Annotated in this window: 13 protein-coding genes; 7 read left to right on the forward strand and 6 right to left on the reverse strand. The window is 65.4% G+C overall.

Going from position 1 to position 17,319, the window contains the following annotated elements; genetic code table 11:
* The first annotated feature begins 119 nt into the window (after positions 1 to 119).
* Genes E3O57_RS16970 through E3O57_RS16985 form a run of 4 tightly spaced genes read left to right on the forward strand, consistent with a single transcriptional unit; the run spans position 120 to position 5,298 of the window.
* The gene (locus E3O57_RS16970) at positions 120 to 989 is read left to right on the forward strand and encodes an ABC transporter permease (protein ID WP_174776357.1); all 870 of its coding nucleotides are present in this window, start codon (positions 120 to 122) and stop codon (positions 987 to 989) included.
* Positions 973 to 1,722, forward strand: a complete 750-nt coding sequence (locus E3O57_RS16975) for an ABC transporter ATP-binding protein (protein WP_103461177.1) — start codon at positions 973 to 975, stop codon at positions 1,720 to 1,722. Before E3O57_RS16970 ends, E3O57_RS16975 begins: the two co-directional genes overlap by 17 nt.
* A 4-nt stretch (positions 1,723 to 1,726) precedes the next feature.
* On the forward strand, positions 1,727 to 3,010 hold the full coding sequence (locus E3O57_RS16980) for a hypothetical protein (RefSeq protein WP_103461178.1): 1,284 nt from the start codon (positions 1,727 to 1,729) through the stop codon (positions 3,008 to 3,010).
* A 47-nt stretch (positions 3,011 to 3,057) separates the two neighbouring features.
* Positions 3,058 to 5,298, forward strand: coding sequence for a hypothetical protein (locus E3O57_RS16985; RefSeq protein ID WP_103461179.1), 2,241 nt, complete (start codon positions 3,058 to 3,060; stop codon positions 5,296 to 5,298).
* Positions 5,299 to 6,016: 718 nt separating this feature from the next.
* Here E3O57_RS16985 and E3O57_RS16995 read toward each other — a convergent pair.
* The 6 genes from E3O57_RS16995 to E3O57_RS17020 all read right to left on the reverse strand — a co-directional run bounded on the left by E3O57_RS16995 (position 6,017) and on the right by E3O57_RS17020 (position 14,054).
* On the reverse strand, positions 6,017 to 6,919 hold the full coding sequence (locus tag E3O57_RS16995; protein ID WP_103478856.1) for a glycosyltransferase family 2 protein: 903 nt from the start codon (positions 6,917 to 6,919) through the stop codon (positions 6,017 to 6,019).
* Positions 6,907 to 8,589: a glycosyltransferase gene (locus E3O57_RS17000; RefSeq protein ID WP_165787879.1), complete on the reverse strand. Its 1,683-nt coding sequence runs from the start codon at positions 8,587 to 8,589 to the stop codon at positions 6,907 to 6,909. Before E3O57_RS17000 ends, E3O57_RS16995 begins: the two co-directional genes overlap by 13 nt.
* Before the next feature lie 278 nt (positions 8,590 to 8,867).
* Entirely contained in the window at positions 8,868 to 10,034 is a 1,167-nt protein-coding gene (glf, locus tag E3O57_RS17005) for a UDP-galactopyranose mutase (RefSeq protein WP_103461183.1), read from the reverse strand.
* Between the two features lie 47 nt (positions 10,035 to 10,081).
* Positions 10,082 to 10,927 (reverse strand): glycosyltransferase, encoded by an 846-nt coding sequence (locus E3O57_RS17010; RefSeq protein WP_103461184.1) that lies wholly within the window; start codon positions 10,925 to 10,927, stop codon positions 10,082 to 10,084.
* Positions 10,924 to 11,895 carry a glycosyltransferase gene (locus E3O57_RS17015; protein ID WP_103461185.1) on the reverse strand — a complete coding sequence of 324 codons (972 nt, stop codon included), beginning with the start codon at positions 11,893 to 11,895 and terminating at the stop codon, positions 10,924 to 10,926. Before E3O57_RS17015 ends, E3O57_RS17010 begins: the two co-directional genes overlap by 4 nt.
* Positions 11,892 to 14,054, reverse strand: a complete 2,163-nt coding sequence (locus tag E3O57_RS17020) for a hypothetical protein (RefSeq protein ID WP_133159724.1) — start codon at positions 14,052 to 14,054, stop codon at positions 11,892 to 11,894. Before E3O57_RS17020 ends, E3O57_RS17015 begins: the two co-directional genes overlap by 4 nt.
* 323 nt (positions 14,055 to 14,377) lie before the next feature.
* Here E3O57_RS17020 and E3O57_RS17025 point away from each other — a divergent pair, with 323 nt between their 5' ends.
* Genes E3O57_RS17025 through E3O57_RS17035 form a run of 3 tightly spaced genes read left to right on the forward strand, consistent with a single transcriptional unit; the run spans position 14,378 to position 17,287 of the window.
* Entirely contained in the window at positions 14,378 to 15,265 is an 888-nt protein-coding gene (locus E3O57_RS17025) for a glycosyltransferase family A protein (protein ID WP_103478854.1), read from the forward strand.
* A 40-nt stretch (positions 15,266 to 15,305) separates the two neighbouring features.
* The gene (locus tag E3O57_RS17030; protein ID WP_241990477.1) at positions 15,306 to 16,322 is read left to right on the forward strand and encodes a glycosyltransferase; all 1,017 of its coding nucleotides are present in this window, start codon (positions 15,306 to 15,308) and stop codon (positions 16,320 to 16,322) included.
* Entirely contained in the window at positions 16,319 to 17,287 is a 969-nt protein-coding gene (locus E3O57_RS17035) for an NAD-dependent epimerase/dehydratase family protein (protein ID WP_103461188.1), read from the forward strand. The genes E3O57_RS17030 and E3O57_RS17035 overlap by 4 nt, the downstream gene beginning before the upstream one ends.
* The last annotated feature ends 32 nt before the right edge of the window (positions 17,288 to 17,319 follow it).

A 17,319-nucleotide genomic window follows, 5' to 3' on the forward strand; every position in this document is an offset into this window, starting at 1 on the left:
CCCGCCGCCCGCACCATCCGCTGAACAAGTGCAGCTACAATCTTGCGAGCTCTCCGGCCGCCCCGCGCGGGAGAGAGCACACAGTCCCTGACGCAGTCAAGTGATCGGAACCAGTTCGAGTGAGTCAAAAATTTCCTGCTGACCTGAGCGAGTTCACGGTCCCCGGCCACAGCCGCGGAATCATCGACGCCCTGTCGTACCGATACCTTCTGCGGCTGCTGATCCGGAAGGGCACCCTCACCCGCTATCACGGCTCGGTTCTCGGTTGGGTGTGGTCGTACGTCAAGCCCGCCGCCCAGTTCCTGGTGTTCTACCTGGTCTTCGGGTTCTTCCTCGGCCTGAACAAGGGGATCGACAACTTCCCGATCTATCTCTTCTCCGGCATGATCGCGATCAACCTGTTCGGCGAGGCCTTCGGCAACGCGACCAGGTCGATCGTCGACAACACCGCCCTGGTGCAGAAGATCTATCTGCCCCGGGAACTGTTCCCGATCTCTGCCGTGATCGTCGCCTTCGTGCATTTCCTCCCGCAGGTCTTGATCCTTGTCATCGTCTGCCTGTTCGCGGGCTGGGTACCCACCCTGGTCGGCATCGCGAGCATCATCCTCGGCATGCTCATCGTCGTCACCCTGGCCATCGGTCTCGGACTGTTCTTCGGAGCCATCAACGTGGCGTTCCGCGACGCGCAGAACCTCGTCGAACTGATCCTCCTCTTCGCGACCTGGACCTCTCCGGTGCTGTACGCGTGGACGATGGTCGCCGACAAGGTCTCACCCTGGGTCTTCAACCTCTACCTCTCCAACCCGCTCACCTCCGCCGTTGAGTTGTTCCACGCCGGCTTCTGGTTCAGCACCACGACGGGCTCCCTGCCCCAGCCGCCACACCTGGCCGCGTTCAGCCTGATCGGCCTGCTGATTTCGCTCATCATCCTTGCTATCGGGCAACTCGTCTTCAAGCGTCTGGAGGGGCACTTTGCCCAGAACCTCTGATCCGGCCCTGCCGCGCATCATCATCGACAGCGTCGACAAGACTTTCATCCTTCGGCACACCCACTCGTTCAAGGAATCGTTCATCGCCAAGCTTCAGAAGAAGAAGACGACGACAAGTTTCTCCGCGCTTTCCGACATCGGTTTCACCGTTCAGGAGGGCGAATCCGTGGCCCTGCTGGGCTACAACGGCTCCGGAAAGTCCACCCTGCTCAAGCTCATCTCCGGGGTGATGCGACCCGACTCCGGCCGGATCCTCACCCGCGGGCGGGTCGCCGGCCTGATCGAGGTCGGTGCCGGGTTCCACCCCGATCTCTCCGGCCGGGAGAACGTGTACCTGAACGCCGCGATTCTCGGCATGAACAAGGACGAGATCGACCGCCGGTTCAACGACATCGTCGAATTCTCCGAGATCGGCGAGTTCATCGACACCGAGGTCAAGCACTATTCGTCGGGCATGTTCGTCAGGCTGGCGTTCTCCGTGGCGATCCACACCGAACTGGACATCCTGCTGGTCGACGAGGTTCTGGCCGTCGGTGACGCCCCTTTCCGCGAGAAGTGCAAGAAGAAGATCCAGGAGCTCACCGATCAGGGTAAAACCATGCTCGTGGTGAGCCACGATGTCGATATGGTCACCCAGGTCTGCAAGCGGGGGATCGTGCTGCGCGACGGCAAGGTCTGCTTCGACGGCGCGGTCAACGACGCTGTCGCCTCGATGCAAGGGAACGGTGCGTAACGCTGTGACGGCCCAGAGCGCCGACGAGGAAGCAGACCAGAAGTCCTCTGGCTTCATCCTCATCGTCGCGGCCACCGGAATCGTGGGCATCGCGGGGTACGTCATCACCTGGCTGGTGCCCGCCGTGATCGGCGTCGGCCCGTACGCCGTGTTCGCCGTGTTCTGGTCGTTCATCTTCCTCGTCGCCGCGGCGCTCTCGGGCATCCAGCAGGAGGTCACCAGGGCGACGCATCCGCGCGACACCGGCAACACCAGCTACCGCAACCGAGCAGGCGTCTTCGCTGTGGCCGCGTTCGTGGTCGTCCTGGCGCTCGTGCTGGGCACCGCCCCGCTCTGGCAGGCTCAGGTCTTCCCCACCGACGGCTGGTCGCTGGTCGTGCCGTTGGCGGTCGGCGCCGCCTCCTATGTGCCCCTCGCGGTGCTGGCCGGGTCGCTCTACGGCATCGGCCACTGGAAGGCCCTCTTCGGCCTGATCGTCGTTGAAGGCGTGCTGCGGCTGGTGCTGATCGGGATCGCGCTGGCCTTCCTGCCCGGTTCAGTTCCGCTCGCGTGGGCTGTCGCCATCCCGTTCCCCGTCACCGTGCTGGCCATCTGGCCCTTCGCCAGGTCCCGCGTCGTCGGCAAGACCCAGCTGGACGTCGCGCTGCCCGCTCTCACCTGGAACGTCGTGCGCACCATCGTCGCCGCCGCGTCGATGGGCCTGATGGTCAGCGGGTTCCCGCTCGTGCTCAGTCTCACCTCACCGGCGGTGCCCGCCGCCGAACTCGGCCTCGTCATTCTCGCGGCCACCCTGACCCGGGCTCCGCTGATCGTCGTGGGGATGGCCCTGCAGAGCTTCCTCATCGTCTTTTTCCGCGGTCGACTGGACCGGTTCTGGCGATCGCTGCTGCAGCTCGAGGCCCTGGTCCTGGGTCTGGGCGCCGTCCTGGCCGTCCTCGGCTTCCTGGCCGGTCCCGCCGTGTTCGCCTTCCTCTTCCCCGGCCAGGGCGTGCCAGAGGGCTGGGTCATCGCAACCTTCGTGGCCTCCTCCGCGCTCGTCGGTGCGCTGTGCGTGAGCGCTCCCGCGGTGCTCTCCCGCAACGCGCACAGCGCCTTCACCGCCGGCTGGGTCGTCGCCGCCCTCACCACCGTGGTCTGCCTGCTGCTGCCCGTCGATTTCCTCGAGCGCACCATGCTCGCGCTGCTCGTCGGACCGGCCGCCGGTGTTCTCCTGCACGGCGTGTATCTCGCCGTCGCACGGAACGGCGAAGTAGCACCCGTCGCCCCCGACGCGCTGGTCACTGACTGATGTCAGTCACCACGACACCAACCTCACTGACAAAGGACACCATCACCATGAACCGCACCGGCCCGCATAGGCTTGCCGACCTCAAGTGGTTCGCACTCACAGCCGTGACAGTGGGGTTCCTCGCAGTGATCCCACTGATCTGGAACCGACGCTTCTATTTCCAGGATGATTCGGAAAACGGCGCGTTCGGCGTGTGGTACCACATTGGGCAGAGTTTACTGGCGGGAAAGATCCCGGTCCTGAATCCTTCGGTGTGGTCTAGTGGAAACTACTTGGCGGAAGGCCAATGGGGCACCTGGAACCCGCTTATCATGCTCATCGGCGTCGCCGCGTACCTCTGCTCAAATGCCGTCGTCTTCATGACTGTGCTCAAGGTTCTGATGCTCATGCTCGCCGGAACCGGCGTGTATCTCCTCGCCCGTTCGTACAAGACCGCCCCCCCGCTGGCCTACGTCGCCGGGTTCGCCGTCACTCTGAACGGCTTCACCATGTATTTCGATGCCCCCTCATGGGTAACCGGACTCCTGGTCTGGGCGCTAGTTCCGTACTTCTGGGTCGCGCTGCGCAGGCTCACACAACACTCCGCCAACCCCCTGCCGGCTTTCCTGGTCGGCTATCTGATCGTCACCGTCGGTTACCTGCAGGGCACCTTCGCCATCGGGTTCGTATTGCTGGCCGTAGGTATCGACTCCCTCATTCGGCGCCGATGGCCCGAGGCGCTCCGTGTTGTCGGGGTCGGGGTCGCACTCGTTCTCGTGGCCATCACGGTTTTCCTGCCCGGCGTCCTGACGGCCTCCGTCACCAACCGCGCAGTCAGCATCATGGGCAACGACGGCATGATGAGTGTCGATCTCGGCGGTCTTCTCAGCTCCACCATCGCTACCGGCTACCCCCAGGTCGCATCTTGGTGGTGGACCGGTCCGACGGCGACCGCGCCGGTCGTCTACGTCGCCTGGTTCCTTCCCGTCCTGCTATTCGTCGACTGGCGCAAGGCCATGGCCAACCGGTCCCATGTGCGCGACCTGACCATTGTCATGGGCTTGGCGCTAGCGTACGTACTGTTGCCAACCATCCTTGGACCCCTGCGGTACCCGGTGCGGTTCATGCCGTATCTCGCCCTCACTTTGATCGTGCTCACGGTGGTCGCCCTAAGTCGTGCCGCCATCAGGCACCCCGGACGCAAGCGCCTGGTCGCGGCCTCACTCTTCATCGTCGCCGCGGTATACCTTTCATGGGCCCAATTGCCGCCGCACTATCTCGCTCTCTTCGCGGCCGGCGCGATCGCGATTGGCGGCCTCGCCGCAATTTGGTGGCTGATCCGCCGGGCCGACGCCGTACCGTCAGCAGCTTGGACGTCCGTTGCCGCTGTTGTCGTCGCCGGCAGCCTGGTACTCACAGCTGCGCAGCACTATGACACCCATTCCAGCCCTCTGTCGATGAACAATGTCCCCGCCGACACCAGCATTCCTCAAGGAGTCCTCGCCGGAATCGACGGCGACGTCATTGTTGTGGGCGATCCCGTGGACTACCAGAGCGACCCTGCGGCTTGGCGGGAGACCCTGATGGCGAACACGTGGTACCTCAGCCCCGCCGCCGTGCAAAACCGGTATCAGCTCATCGGCTTCTCCCAGTACAACGCGACGATGTGCCTGCAGTATCTGGGCGGCACCTGCCCCGGGCTTTTGACTACTTTGTTCGAGACCCGAGATGCCACGGGTATGCAGCTTGTTGACCAGCTGTCCATCGACAACATCCAGATCCTCAAAGTCTCGTTTGAGAACGAGCAATCTGCGACTGACTCCGGCACGGGCACAGAGACCGAGAATGAGACGGTGACGTGGGACACGCCCCCTGAGGGCTGGAGTCTGGTGGAGGATACCGGGCTGACCGTAGTCTGGAGCCGGGACGAACCTGTAGGTCCGGCCGGCGGCGTCGTGTGGACGAGCGAGGGCACCAGCGTCGAGACGCTCTCCCAAACCGACACCTCCGTCACGATGAAGGTACTCTCAGTCGCCTCTGAGGGGGGGACCGTGGCCCTGAGCAGACTGGCCTGGCCGGGATACTCGGCGGAGCGCGCCACGCTCACCGCGGCGCCTGTAGACGGCTTTCTCCTTGGGCTGGATATCCCGCAGTCCTCGGAGGGTGAAATCGTCACCGTGACGTTCCAGCCGCCAGGCTGGGCCATCGAGCTGACGGCCTGGCTGACCGCTATGGGTGGCATCCTCATCTGGACGATCCTCGTCGTGATCGGCCACCTGCGCCGCCGCTCCAACCGCACCGCCGCCTAGCTGTAACAATGCCCGCCAACAGTTTCGCGCTGCACCTCCGCTGCGGCTGGCACTGATCGTGAAGCCTCCTGTTACGGGGTGTCTTCGAAGTGGCGGAGACGCGCGCCACGTTTCACCATCTGCTTGTCCAGTCCGTCTCCGACGACGTGCCACGCTCATCCAAGATCTGTGTGCGGCCCGTCCCGCCTACACCGCAAGGCTGGCATCGCGAATCCAGAGGCGTCGAAGCGACTGCAGATCAGAGAACTAGAGGAAACAATCTCTGTTGTCGAGCAAACGCGGATCAGGTCTGCCCGACGGCACGTCCCAAGTGCACCGCAGCATCGAAGCGCGCGGGATCTGCGCACCCGCGCGGTCCGGGCAGACATCCAAGCTTTGCGCGATATGGCAGTCGTCCTGGTAGTCATGAACCACTTCTGGCCGACTCGAGTCACCGGCGGCTATGTGGGCGTCGACGTATTTCTCGCGATCTCCGATACCTCATAAACTGCCCATCTGCGAAGGGAGTTGAAGGGTCTGGCACGCGGAGTTACTCGGCACTGTACTGCGCGACCGGATCAGCTAGTACCGGTGGATCCCGCCGAGCCGGAGCCGGCTGACGACTGCGCACTCAGGACGCCTGGCAGAAGCTGAGCCGCGAGCCAAAGGCATCGAAGTCCCTAAGTTCGCCCGGGACGGTGAACAGCGATACTCCGCCGACAGATGAGGACTTCGGCCACTATCTCCGTGCAGTTGCGGGGAAAGCGACGGCCGGGTTGAACCGGATTCCGGCCAGCAGGCGACCGTACATCCGGCGCTGCAGCTTGCCGGCGACCCGGCCCCGCCGCATCATCAGGGCCACCCGGGCGCACAAATACAGGTAGGCGAAGAGACTCTGGTGGTGCAGCCTGAACGACGCCTCGTTGCGGATGCCGTAGGCGAATTTCCACGCATTGGCGTCATCGATCAAGCCGAAGTTGACGCCCTTGTTGTCGCCCATGTCGTGCACGACAACGCTGTCGAGGACCTGCACACCCGGGCAGGCTCGGGTGATGCGCAGGGTGTACTCGTGGTCGTCGAACCAGATGAAGTACTCGGAGTACGGCAGGCCGTGCTTCTCGATCACCCAACGGGGAATGAGCACCGACACGAAGGAACAGCTCTTCACCGTCACCGAACGCTGACCCTTGGACACGAGCCTGGCCCAGTCCCAGGTGGGCTCCGGATTGTTCATCTCGCAGATGGCGCCGTCGATGTAGTTGACCAACGAGCAGGAGAACGGCACCTCGGGGCCGAGCTCGGCGACGGCGGCGACGAAGCCGTCACGCAGCTTCTCGAGGGCGTCGGGCTGCGGGTAGCAGTCGTCGTCCATGATCCAGACGAAATCGGCGCCGAGCTGATAGCCGCGTTCCATGCCCGCCGAGAATCCACCTGCCCCGCCGGTGTTCGTGGGCAGGGACATCACCTCGAGCGGGATGCTGGTCGTCAGCTTACCGAGGTACTCCGCGGTGCCGTCGGTCGACGCATTGTCCACGATGATGAGGCGGGTGGGCGCGAAGGTCTGGGCTTCGATGGAGGCGATCACCGTCTTGAGCTTCGCGAGCCTGTTGAAGGTGACGACGACGGCGCTTACTTTATCCATAACTCGAACAGCTTTCCGGCCCAATCGTGGGCGCTTTCATACTCGGTGAATTCCTGGGCCAGGGCGACTTCTCGACGCCAAACGTCGACGCGGTATACCTCGGACTCGGCCATCCGGACGACAATCGCGCTCGCCTCTGCCAGGAAACGACCTGGGTCGCGGGCGACGAGGGCATCCGGCACGATGACGGTGCGCTGGGAGCCGACGTCGGTCGAGATTACGGGGACCCCGGCGGCAAGCGCCTCGAGGGTCGTCAAGGTGAGTCCTTCGTTCTGGGAACTCAGGACCAGGCAGTCGACCCGCGCGAGCGTGTTGCTCACAGGCGCTCCCTCGGCGACCCACTCGACGATGCCGGACAGTCCGTGGCTGTCGATGTCGCGGCGAAGGAAGTGCTCGAGTTCCCCACCGCCCTGGATGACCACGCGCACGGAGAGCCCGTCGATGGCGTGTAGCTCCCTGACTAGCTTCGTAAACAGGTAGGGGCGTTTCTGAGCCGCAAATCGGCCGATGAAGCCCAGGGTGAAGACGGACTCGTCGGCGCGCGGGCGCGCGGCGACAGCGACACTTCCGGTCGTGGTTAGCCCGATGAGGGGGGCAAGGGCGATCTTGTCCGGGGGGATGCCCTGCACCCGAACCAGCCAATCCTCCAGCTGCGGGGAGATCACGTGGTGCACGTCGATGAATTCGTCCAAGGCAGCGCCGATGGCGGGGTACCCGCCGCCGTTGTATTCGAGAATGTGGTGGGTAGAGGCCACCTGGATGCCGGGCAGCCGATTGCGCAGCCACGGCAACCGGTCGTAAACCCACCGGCTGTGATGCACGAACACGCCCCGGATATCGAAGTTCATGGCGAGCGCCTCGAGCACCGGCTCCGAATGCTCGGGCTGTTCGATGGGGTGGGTCAGGGCAAGGACGATGGCACCGCCCAGTTCCGCGCGTGTTATCCACGGATGCGCTGACGGCACGTCAGTGATGACGATCGGGCGCAGACCCTTTGCCGTGGCGAGTGCGATGGACTCCATAGCCCAGCGCTCAGCACCGCCCAACTCGAGCCAGTGCACACCAAAAATGACGGCGCTTTCCCCGCCTGCCGCAGGTTCGCCCGCGGGTATGCCGGTCACGTCTACGAGCCGGCGATCCACGACCACCGAATTGAGCGAAGATTCCCGGCCCCGCAGCAGCCATTGGCGTATCCGGTCGTACTCAAACGGGTAGCGGCGTTCCACGCCACCGCGCAGCCTCCAGTAGAGGCTGGCCCGCCCGTTGGCCGATGGGGCACCTGGTTCGCGCTCGGCGTCGAGAACGATGTTGCGCACCCCGGTTTCAGGATCGGTCAGCCAGCCCTTGCGGTGGTGGGTGTAGTGCGGGTGCGGTGAACCCGAGACCGAACTCCGGGCGGTGAACTCCCCCACCTTCGTGGCCCCGGTGGTGACTTTGGTGTGGCGAGTACCCGCATCCGTCAGGTGGGCCATCCCACCCGCGCCGGCGATGTGCACAACGATCCGTAGGGCTAGGCCCGGATTGTCTAGTGCGTGGAAGTTCACGGCGGAGACCAATAACGCTTGCTGGCGCGCGCTGAGTGCTGCACTCAGCCGTTCGGCGGTCTCCGGCGAGAGGTCCGCGGTGAACAGGGCAGGCCTGCCGAGGACGTTCGAGAGGATGTCAGACATGGTGAAAAGATACTTTCGCTTCTCGTGGCTCGAGGAAACGACGTGTGCGCTCTGGCACCGTCGCGTCCCGCAGCCAGGCCGCTCCAGGCACGGGTGCCTGGATGCCGGCCCGTTTGATGGGCACGTCGTCAACGGCGCGTTCGGGAGTGTGGTGAAGCAAGGGTCGTCGCCCATTACAGTGGGGCGGCATCTTGGCCCAGGTCCGCAGTGCGGAACCGGGAGGTCCCGTGGCGGCGAGGATCAGGAAGGTCATGCTTGTCCTTGCCAGTGTAGCCGGGTCAGTTCGTGGCGCCCGAGGCGAAAAGCGGACGGAGCTTGTTCTCGAAGGTGGACAATGCGGCGCCGATCGCCATGTGCATGTCGAGGTACTGGTAGGTGCCCAGCCGGCCGCCGAAGATCACGTTGGGCTGCTCGGCGATGCGCTCCCGGTAGCGCAGCAGGCGTTCCCGGTCTGCAGCGGTGTTCACCGGGTAGTAAGGCTCGTCGGCTTCCTCGGCGAAACGCGAGAACTCCCGCATGATCACGGTCTTGTCGTTCGGGTAGTCCCGCTCTGGGTGGAAGTGCTTGAACTCGTGGATGCGGGTGTACGCGACGTCGGTGTCTGCGTAGTTCATCACCGGGGTGCCCTGGTAGTCACCGGTCTGGATGACTTCTTCCTCGAAGTCCAGGGTGCGCCAGGACAGCGGACCCTCCGAGTAGTCGAAGTACCTGTCGACGGGACCCGTGTAGACGACGGGGACCGTGCCCACGGCGTCGCGGATGTTGATTTCCTGGTCGAGGTCGAAGAAGTCAGTCGACAGCCGCACTTCGATGTTGGGGTGATCGGCCATGCGTTCGATCCAGGCCGTGTACCCGTCGACGGGCAGTCCCTCATAGGTGTCGCTGAAGTACCGGTTGTCGTAGTTGTACCGCACGGGCAGGCGGCTGATGACCTCCGCGGGCAGCTCCCGCGGATCGGTCTGCCACTGCTTGGCGGTGTAGTCCCTGATGAACGCCTCGTAGAGGGGACGGCCGATCAGTGCGACGGCCTTGTCCTCGAGATTGCTCACCGTGGCGAGTTCGCCCTCTGCGGCCTGCTCGCTGATCAGCGCGCGGGCCTCGGTGGGCGAATAGGCGCTGTGGAAGAACTGGTTGATGGTGCCGAGGTTGATCGGCAGCGGGAACACCTCGCCCTTGTGCGTGGTGTACACCCGGTGCCGGTAGTCAGTGAAGGAGGTGAACCTGTTGACGTAGTCCCAGACCACCTTGTTCGAGGTGTGGAAGAGGTGGGCGCCGTAGCGGTGCACCTCGATTCCGGTTTCGGGTTCGACCGAGCTGTATGCGTTGCCACCGATGTGGTCGCGCTTGTCGATGACGACAACCCGCAGTCCCAATTCGTTGGCACAGCGCTCTGCCACGGTGAGGCCGAAGAATCCGGCACCGACAACCACAAGGTCAACGTTCATAACACCCATCCTCACTTACGCGCGGCCAGTTCGACCAAACTTCGATCCTACTGGGGCGTGTCTGTGTGCTTGCTCACGGCCATTCGGCGATAAACCGCTCGTCGGATGACGACCGGAACGAAGCGGTAGCCACCGCGCACGATCACGTTGCGGAGGAACTGGCCGGGCGTGACGAACCCGTCCGCCAGCAGTCGGCGCTGCAGGGCGAGCTCGCTGCGGAACAGGGAAAAGCCACCGCGCCGGTCGTATGCACCGGAGTCGACCCGGTACATTACCAGCGGTTCGGGCAGGTTGCGCACGGTGGCGCCGGCCATGATCATTCGCGCGAACAACCAGTAGTCCTCCATGAGCGGAAGATGGCGGTAGCCGCCGGAGGCCTCGACCGCCGACTTGCGATACACCACGGTGGGGTGGTTGAACGGGTCGCGGAATCTGGCCTGGCGGCTGATTTCGGCCTGCCCGACCGGCGGAACCCGGCGGCCGAGGATCTTGTCGAGCTCGTTGAATTCGAGCATGCCCGTTCCGACCAGGTCACAGCCCGCTTCGATAGCGGGCAGCTGCCGGGCGAATCTTTCCGGCAGCGAGATGTCGTCGGCATCCATTCGGGCGACCACGTCGAACCGGCAGGCGGCCAGCCCGCGGGTCAGCGCGACGGCCAGACCCACGTTGACGTCCAGGTCGACCCGGCGAACCTCCACCGGGGAGGCGTCGATGGCCGTGCTGATGGCCTCGGCCAGTGCCGGGCTGATCGGGCCGTCCCGTACCAGAACCACCTCGGTCGGGCGACGGGTCTGGTCGGTGACGGCGCTGGAGAACGCCCGGGTGAAGTACTCGGGTCGGTCCCCCAGGTAGACGGGCAGCAGCAGGGAGAAGGGCAGGCCGGGGCTCGTCACGACGACGCCCAGGCCGGACCGGCCTCCGCCGCCTGCACGGACTCGCTCACCCGGCCGAACCCGGCAAGCACCTGGGCGTTCGTGGCCGGTCGGGTGGTGAGGCCTTCACGCAGGCCCTCCCGGAGGCCGTGCCGGAGCGTGGCCCGGTCTGCGGAATGCACGAAGGTACTGATCCAGCTGCGGGCCGTCGCGCCGGCGTAGAGCACCCGCTCGAAGGGGGACAGTGCCGGCGAGAGGCGCAGCAGCCACAGCTTGTTGCGCACCTCCAGCCGGAACCGGGGCCCGGGGTCGATGTTCGTCGAGCCGAAGACTTTGGTCTTGTGCACCACGATGCTGCGTCGGCTGAGGTATCCCGTCGACCCGCGCAGGATCCGGGCGGTGTACTCGAAGTCATCGTTCCAGAGGAAGTACCCGGCGACCGGCAGACCGTGCTCGGCGACCGCGCGCGCGTCGATCATGACCGACACGAACGACGCCGACCGAACCGGGTAGCAGTCGAACTCGCGGGCGCGCTCCAGGGATCGGCGCGCGGCGAACGGCCGTGCCCGTGGCATGTTCATCGGGTGTTCCCTGCCGTCGGTCCAGTGCACTGTCGACGCGAGGATCCTGGTGGACGCCGGAGCGTGCGCGCGCGCCGTCAGGAGCTCCGCGAGTGCGGTCTCGGTGGGCACGGTGTCATCGTCCATCAACCAGACCAGGTCCGCGCCGAGCGGCCCGACGGCCTCGGCCAGGCCGGCGGTGAAGCCGCCGGCCCCGCCGGTGTTCCGGTCGAGCACCACCAGGGTCACCTCGGGGTGCGCCGAGCGGACGGCCTCTGCCGTGCCGTCGGTGGAGGCGTTGTCGATCACCAGGACCTCATCGGGCCGGCGGGTTTGACCGGCCAGGGCGGCCAGGCTTTCCAGGAGCAGGTCGCGACGGTTGAAGGCCACGACCACGACCACGACCCTCACAGCAGGTAGGGCGGTCATCGGTTCGCTTCTTTCAGTGGGTCGCGGAGCTCGCCGATCCAGCCTGTCCGCGGTCGGCGGTCGGTAGGACGGGGACGGATGAGGAACCTCATCAGTCCCCATCCCAGCAGCAGGATCACGAGCAAGATGCCGGAAGCAACCTGCATCGGCCAGCCCGGTGCACGGAACGCAACAGTGACGACCTCGCCGGCGGAGTCTGCAGGGATGTCGATCCCCATCATGAAGTCGTTCACCAGCTCGGTCGAAAGCGTGCCACCGTCGACGACGTAGCCCGGCCAGGCGATTCTGCTCAGCGCGACCTCGCCGCCGTCCGGGCCGACCTCGTCGACACGGAAGCTGACGCCCATGTCGTCTTCGTTGAGCACGGTCACCTGGGTACCTTCCGAGTGCCACACGACGCTTCCCGCGCCCGCGACCGGTTCGTCCCGCACGATCAGCCTCGTGAGCTCGGTATCGGCGGCCACATGCCAGCCCTCAGGGGTGACAGACCATAATTCTTCTTCGACGGTGCTCTTAACGATCAGCACCGAGCTGACCCCGAGGTCGTCGGCGAGGTCCTGGCCGGTGTCAGTGTTTGAGTTGAACAGCTTAGGCAGGAGGTCGGCACAGGTGACGCCCTGATACTGCATGCACAGGGCATCACCATAGCCCGGGTAGAACACTGACGTGTAGGCGTTCTGCACGGGTGCGTCGGGGATATACCAGAGGTTGGCGACGGTCGTTTCCGGCCAGTCCGCGGAGTTGATCTGGGAGTTGAGCGGCCCGCCGACGACCAGTACGTCGCCCTCGGCCTCGGTCAGCAACGCGCGGTAGTCCTCGACAAGATGCGGGACCTGGTAGTCCAGTAGCGGCGCGGCGGGGTGCACCACGTGCTGGGGGTAAATGAAACCGACCGTGACGGCGATGGCGAGTCCGGGAACGATCCAGCCCTGCGCCTTTCGGCCCCGATCTCGCCAGCGGGCCGGCACAGCGGGCAGCCCCGTGGGCGAGCCAATTCGGTAGATAATCCACAACACGGCGACCACCCCGATGACGGCGGCCATGATGACCTTCGCATGCTGCGGCCCCTGGTAGACCGTGAGGACGCCGGCGAACACGGTGTAGCCGGCGGCCGCGAGGAAACGCCGCCGCGAGATGGTCTCGACCCTGGCGAGAGACATGCCGATCGCCAGGATGAGGAGCAGCGCGACTGTGAAGTACGGCATCATGCGCACCGGGATCCGGAGCGGGCCGACGTCGCTGGGCAACAATACGCCCAGCAGCGCCACGCCGAGCAACATGACCACACTGAGCCGGGTGGCCAGCAGAGGCATCAACCGGCGCCACGCGATGAACGCGAACAGCGGGAGCATCCAGCTCGTGTAGACCAGCGGAGCCGATGGGAAGTAAGCGCCGTACATGCCGACTTGCGGGATCCCGACCGCGGTCGCGGAGGCGACGAGACCGCTCAAGTCGACCGTAAGCAGGCCGGTGTTGACGATGTCCTGCCTGCGGCCGGATGTGGATGCCGTCAACAGGCCGGGCAGGTGCACAACGATGGCGAAGAATCCGGCACCGAACGCGATCAGGAATGCGCGGATGATCGAGGCCCGATGGCGGGCCACGAAGGCCTCGATGATGGTGGCGAGCAGGGCTATGGCGAGGAAGATCGTCGCGTGCACGTAGCCGATTCCGACGGTGCCGATGCACGCGAGGATCGCCAGGGTCGGTGATTTCGCCCAGAACACCGCCCGGCGGGTCAGGCCGAAGGCCAACGCCCACATGCTCCACGCGAGCAGCCCGTTGACCCAGGTTGTGGCGTCCAGGTAAAACGTCACACCGGCAAAAGGAACGGCGGCGGCCACCGCGGCCGACCAGGCCCTGGTGACCTGGAAAGTGCGGGCGAGCAGGTATGTACCTAGGGAGCCTGCCACGAGGCAGATCACTTTCACAACCGTGGAGAAGACCAGGGCGTTACCCGCCCAGTGCGACCAGAGACCCACTAGCCACAGGACAGGGCTGAAGATACCCCAGGCCCCCTCGGCTAGGTAGTTACCTGACTGCCAGACCAGGGGGTTGATCAGCGACCAATTACCCTCCAAAATGCGGGTACCGATCTCGTACCACTGGCCGAATGCGCCCGCCTGAGTGTCATCGACGAAGTAGTATCCACGGTTCACGAGGAGAGGGAGAGCCGCCCCGAGGAGGACGGCAGCGACCACAACGGCAGGCCACAGGTATCTCGACTTGACCAAACTAAATGCCCTATCTCTTCTATTCGGCGGCGATCGCCCAGCCGGAATCCGGCGTCACGGCGCACATACCCGCGTTCAGGCAGGGTGCCACGCAGGCGGTGAAGATCGAAAATTCCGCGCCACCGCGGAGCGAGCCGCTCACCCATTGTCGCGCAGGGCAGCTGGGTAATCGCAACGCACGGTCCTCTCAGGCCCACCCGGTATCGTAAGGGCACTGTTCTTCCGAAGAAACGAGCAACACTTTAACCATGACATCTGATGCAGCCGTGCCCTCGAGTTCTCCACTCGTCTCGATCGTCATCCCCGCATACAACAACGCGGACTACCTCGACGAGACCATGAAGAGCGTGCTCGGCCAGACGTATACGAACCTCGAGGTGATCGTCTCCGACCACGCGTCCACCGACGACACCTGGGCCGTCATGCAGCGTTACAGCGCCGACCCTCGCGTCACCCTGCTGCACACCGAGGGTGGCGGTGGCGCGCTACGCAACTGGAACCGGGTGAGCCAGGCGGCCACCGGCGAGCTGATCAAACTCGTCTGCGGCGACGACCTGCTCTACCCCACCATCGTCGCCCAGCAGGTTGCCGCGCTCATGAACGAGCCCGGCGCCGTGCTGACCGCCTCCCCGCGTGACATCGTCGACGCCAACGGCGCACCGGTGCTGAAGAACCGCGGCCTGGCCGGCCTGATCGGCGTGCATGACGGCGCCGTCGCGGTGCGGAAGACCATCACCCAGGGCACCAACATCTTCGGCGAACCCGGCTGCGTGATGATGCGCCGGAGCGTTCTGGAGAAGGTGGGCTGGTGGGATTCGCGCTGGCCGTACCTGATCGACGAGACCTCCTATTCGATGGTCCTGCTCGAAGGGAAGTTCGTCGGCGTACCCGGCAGCCTGGCCGGCTTCCGCATCTCCGACAGCCAGTGGAGCGTGCGCCTGGTCGCCGAGCAGGCCGAGCAGGCGATCGGGTTCCACAACTGGATGGCGAAGACCCGCCCCGACGTCGTTTCCAGCACCGACCGGCGGATCGGCAACGCCCGCGCCAGGGTGATGGCCCAGTTGCGCCGGCTCGCCTACATCTGGCTCGGTCGTCGCATGTCCAAGGCGGTGACGACGGATGCCGCAGCCAACTGACCCGTTCGACGAAACGGCCCGTGTGATAGGTTCTGAACCCGTGACACTCCCCTCTGCAGAACCCGACGTCGCCGACCACAGCATCTCGATCGTCATCCCCGTCTATCAGGGAGAACGCACCCTCACCGGCGTGCTCGACGAGATCGAACCGCTGACCCGGCTGAGCATCACCCCCGACGGGTACAGCTTCCAGGTTGAAGAGGTTCTGCTGGTCTTCGACCACGGTCCGGACGACTCCGCGTCGATCATCCGCAGCATCACCGAACGCTTTCCGTTCGCCCGCGGCATCTGGCTGAGCAAGAACTTCGGTCAGCACGCGGCGACCCTGGCCGGCATGGCGTCCTCCGGTGGCGACTGGATCGTCACCCTCGACGAGGACGGCCAGCACGACCCGCGCGCCATCGGCGGGATGCTTGACACCGCCATGCGCGAGCAGGCCAGTGTCGTCTACGCCAAGCCGACCAACCCGGCCCCACACGGACCCGTGCGCAACGCCGCCTCGAAGACCGCGAAATACCTGCTCACCAAGCTGTCCGGCACCGGCGCGGCCGCCGACTACCAGAGCTACCGGTTGATGCTCGGCAACATCGGCCGCAGCGTCGCCGCCTATGCCGGCTCCGGGGTCTACCTCGACGTCGCCATCGGCTGGGTCGCCTCCCGCGTCACGACCTCCCCGGTCGAACTGCGCGAAGAAGGCGAACGCAGCTCCGGCTATTCGGCCCGCCGGCTGTTCTCGCACTTCTGGCGCATGATCCTCACCACCGGCACCAGAGGCCTGCGGATCGTCAGCGGGCTCGGCGTGGTCTTTGCCGTGATCGGCGTGATCTTCGCCGTCGTCATCTTCATCCAGCGGCTCGCCGGTGACATCGCCATCCAGGGTTGGGCGTCGCTCAGCGTCCTGGTGCTGCTGAGCGCCGGGTTCATCCTGTTCTCCCTGGGCATCATCGCCGAGTACATCGGCATCAACGTGAACATGGCCATGGGCAAACCGCCGTACCTCATCACGACCGACCCGGCGGATGGGCCTCTCGGGCGGACGCGCAAAGCGGCCAAGTGACCACATACGTCTGGGTGATCGGGGCCCGCGGCCTGCTTGGCGGTGCCACGGCCGCCGCGATCAGCCGTCGCCCCGGCTGGGTATTGCTGAACGCAGAACCGCTGCCGTGGGCCGATGACGACGCCCTGGCGGCCGCCGCCGCGGCGACCGCCACCCGGCTGCTCGAGACCGCCGCAACCGAGCGCACGAACTGGGCGGTGCTGTGGCTGGCCGGAAACGCCGTCACCTCCACACCCCCGGCTGCGATCGATCGGGAACTGCGTCAGCTGCGCCTGGTGCTCGACGCTGTCGGCACCGCCGCCGCCCACCAGGGCACCTCCGGCGCCGGCGCCGTGTTCTACGCGTCCTCGGCCGGCGGCGTGTACGGCGGTTCGGCGCATCCGCCGTTCAACGAGCGCAGCACACCGGTGCCGATCTCGGGCTATGGACGGTTCAAGCTCGACGCCGAGGCGAGCCTGTTCGCCTTCTCCCGCGCCAGCGGGGTCTCGGTGCTCGCCGGCCGGATCGCGAACCTGTACGGGCCCGGCCAGAAGCTGGGCAAGATGCAGGGCCTGATCTCGCACCTGGCCAAGGCCCAGTTCTCACCCAAGCCGGCGTCGATCTTCGTGCCGCTGGAGACCATGCGGGACTACATTTTCGTGCGTGACTGCGCCGAACTCGTCGTGGACTGCGTCGCCAGGCTGCTCGAGGTCACCGCCGCCACCGGACGCACAGAGGTGATCAAGAACCTCGCCTCGGGTCAGGCCGTGACGATCAGCAACCTGCTCGGCCAGATCCGCAGCCTCGCCAAAGGCCAGCCGAATGTGATGCTGGGCTACTCGGCCGAGGCCTCGATGCAGGGCCTGGATCTGCGCATCACCTCGACGGTTTGGCCCGACCTGGACCGGCGGCAGCTGACCAGCCTGCCCGCGGGGATCAAGGCCACTATGGACGACGTCCTCGCCCACATCCAGTCCGGCGGCTGACGCCCCGCTGCCGAGATGCCGCAAAGGCCCCG

It is taken from the genome of Cryobacterium sp. TMN-39-2 (assembly GCF_004402745.1).
GTDB classification, from domain to species: domain Bacteria; phylum Actinomycetota; class Actinomycetes; order Actinomycetales; family Microbacteriaceae; genus Cryobacterium; species Cryobacterium zongtaii.

Coding starts and splice junctions, on each gene's coding strand:
- E3O57_RS16985 (WP_103461179.1), top strand. CDS start 3,058: ATGAACCGCACCGGCCCGCATAGGCTTGCCGACCTCAAGTGGTTCGCA.
- E3O57_RS16995 (WP_103478856.1), bottom strand. CDS start 6,919: ATGGATAAAGTAAGCGCCGTCGTCGTCACCTTCAACAGGCTCGCGAAG.
- E3O57_RS17000 (WP_165787879.1), bottom strand. CDS start 8,589: ATGTCTGACATCCTCTCGAACGTCCTCGGCAGGCCTGCCCTGTTCACC.
- glf (WP_103461183.1), bottom strand. CDS start 10,034: ATGAACGTTGACCTTGTGGTTGTCGGTGCCGGATTCTTCGGCCTCACC.
- E3O57_RS17015 (WP_103461185.1), bottom strand. CDS start 11,895: ATGACCGCCCTACCTGCTGTGAGGGTCGTGGTCGTGGTCGTGGCCTTC.
- E3O57_RS17025 (WP_103478854.1), top strand. CDS start 14,378: ATGACATCTGATGCAGCCGTGCCCTCGAGTTCTCCACTCGTCTCGATC.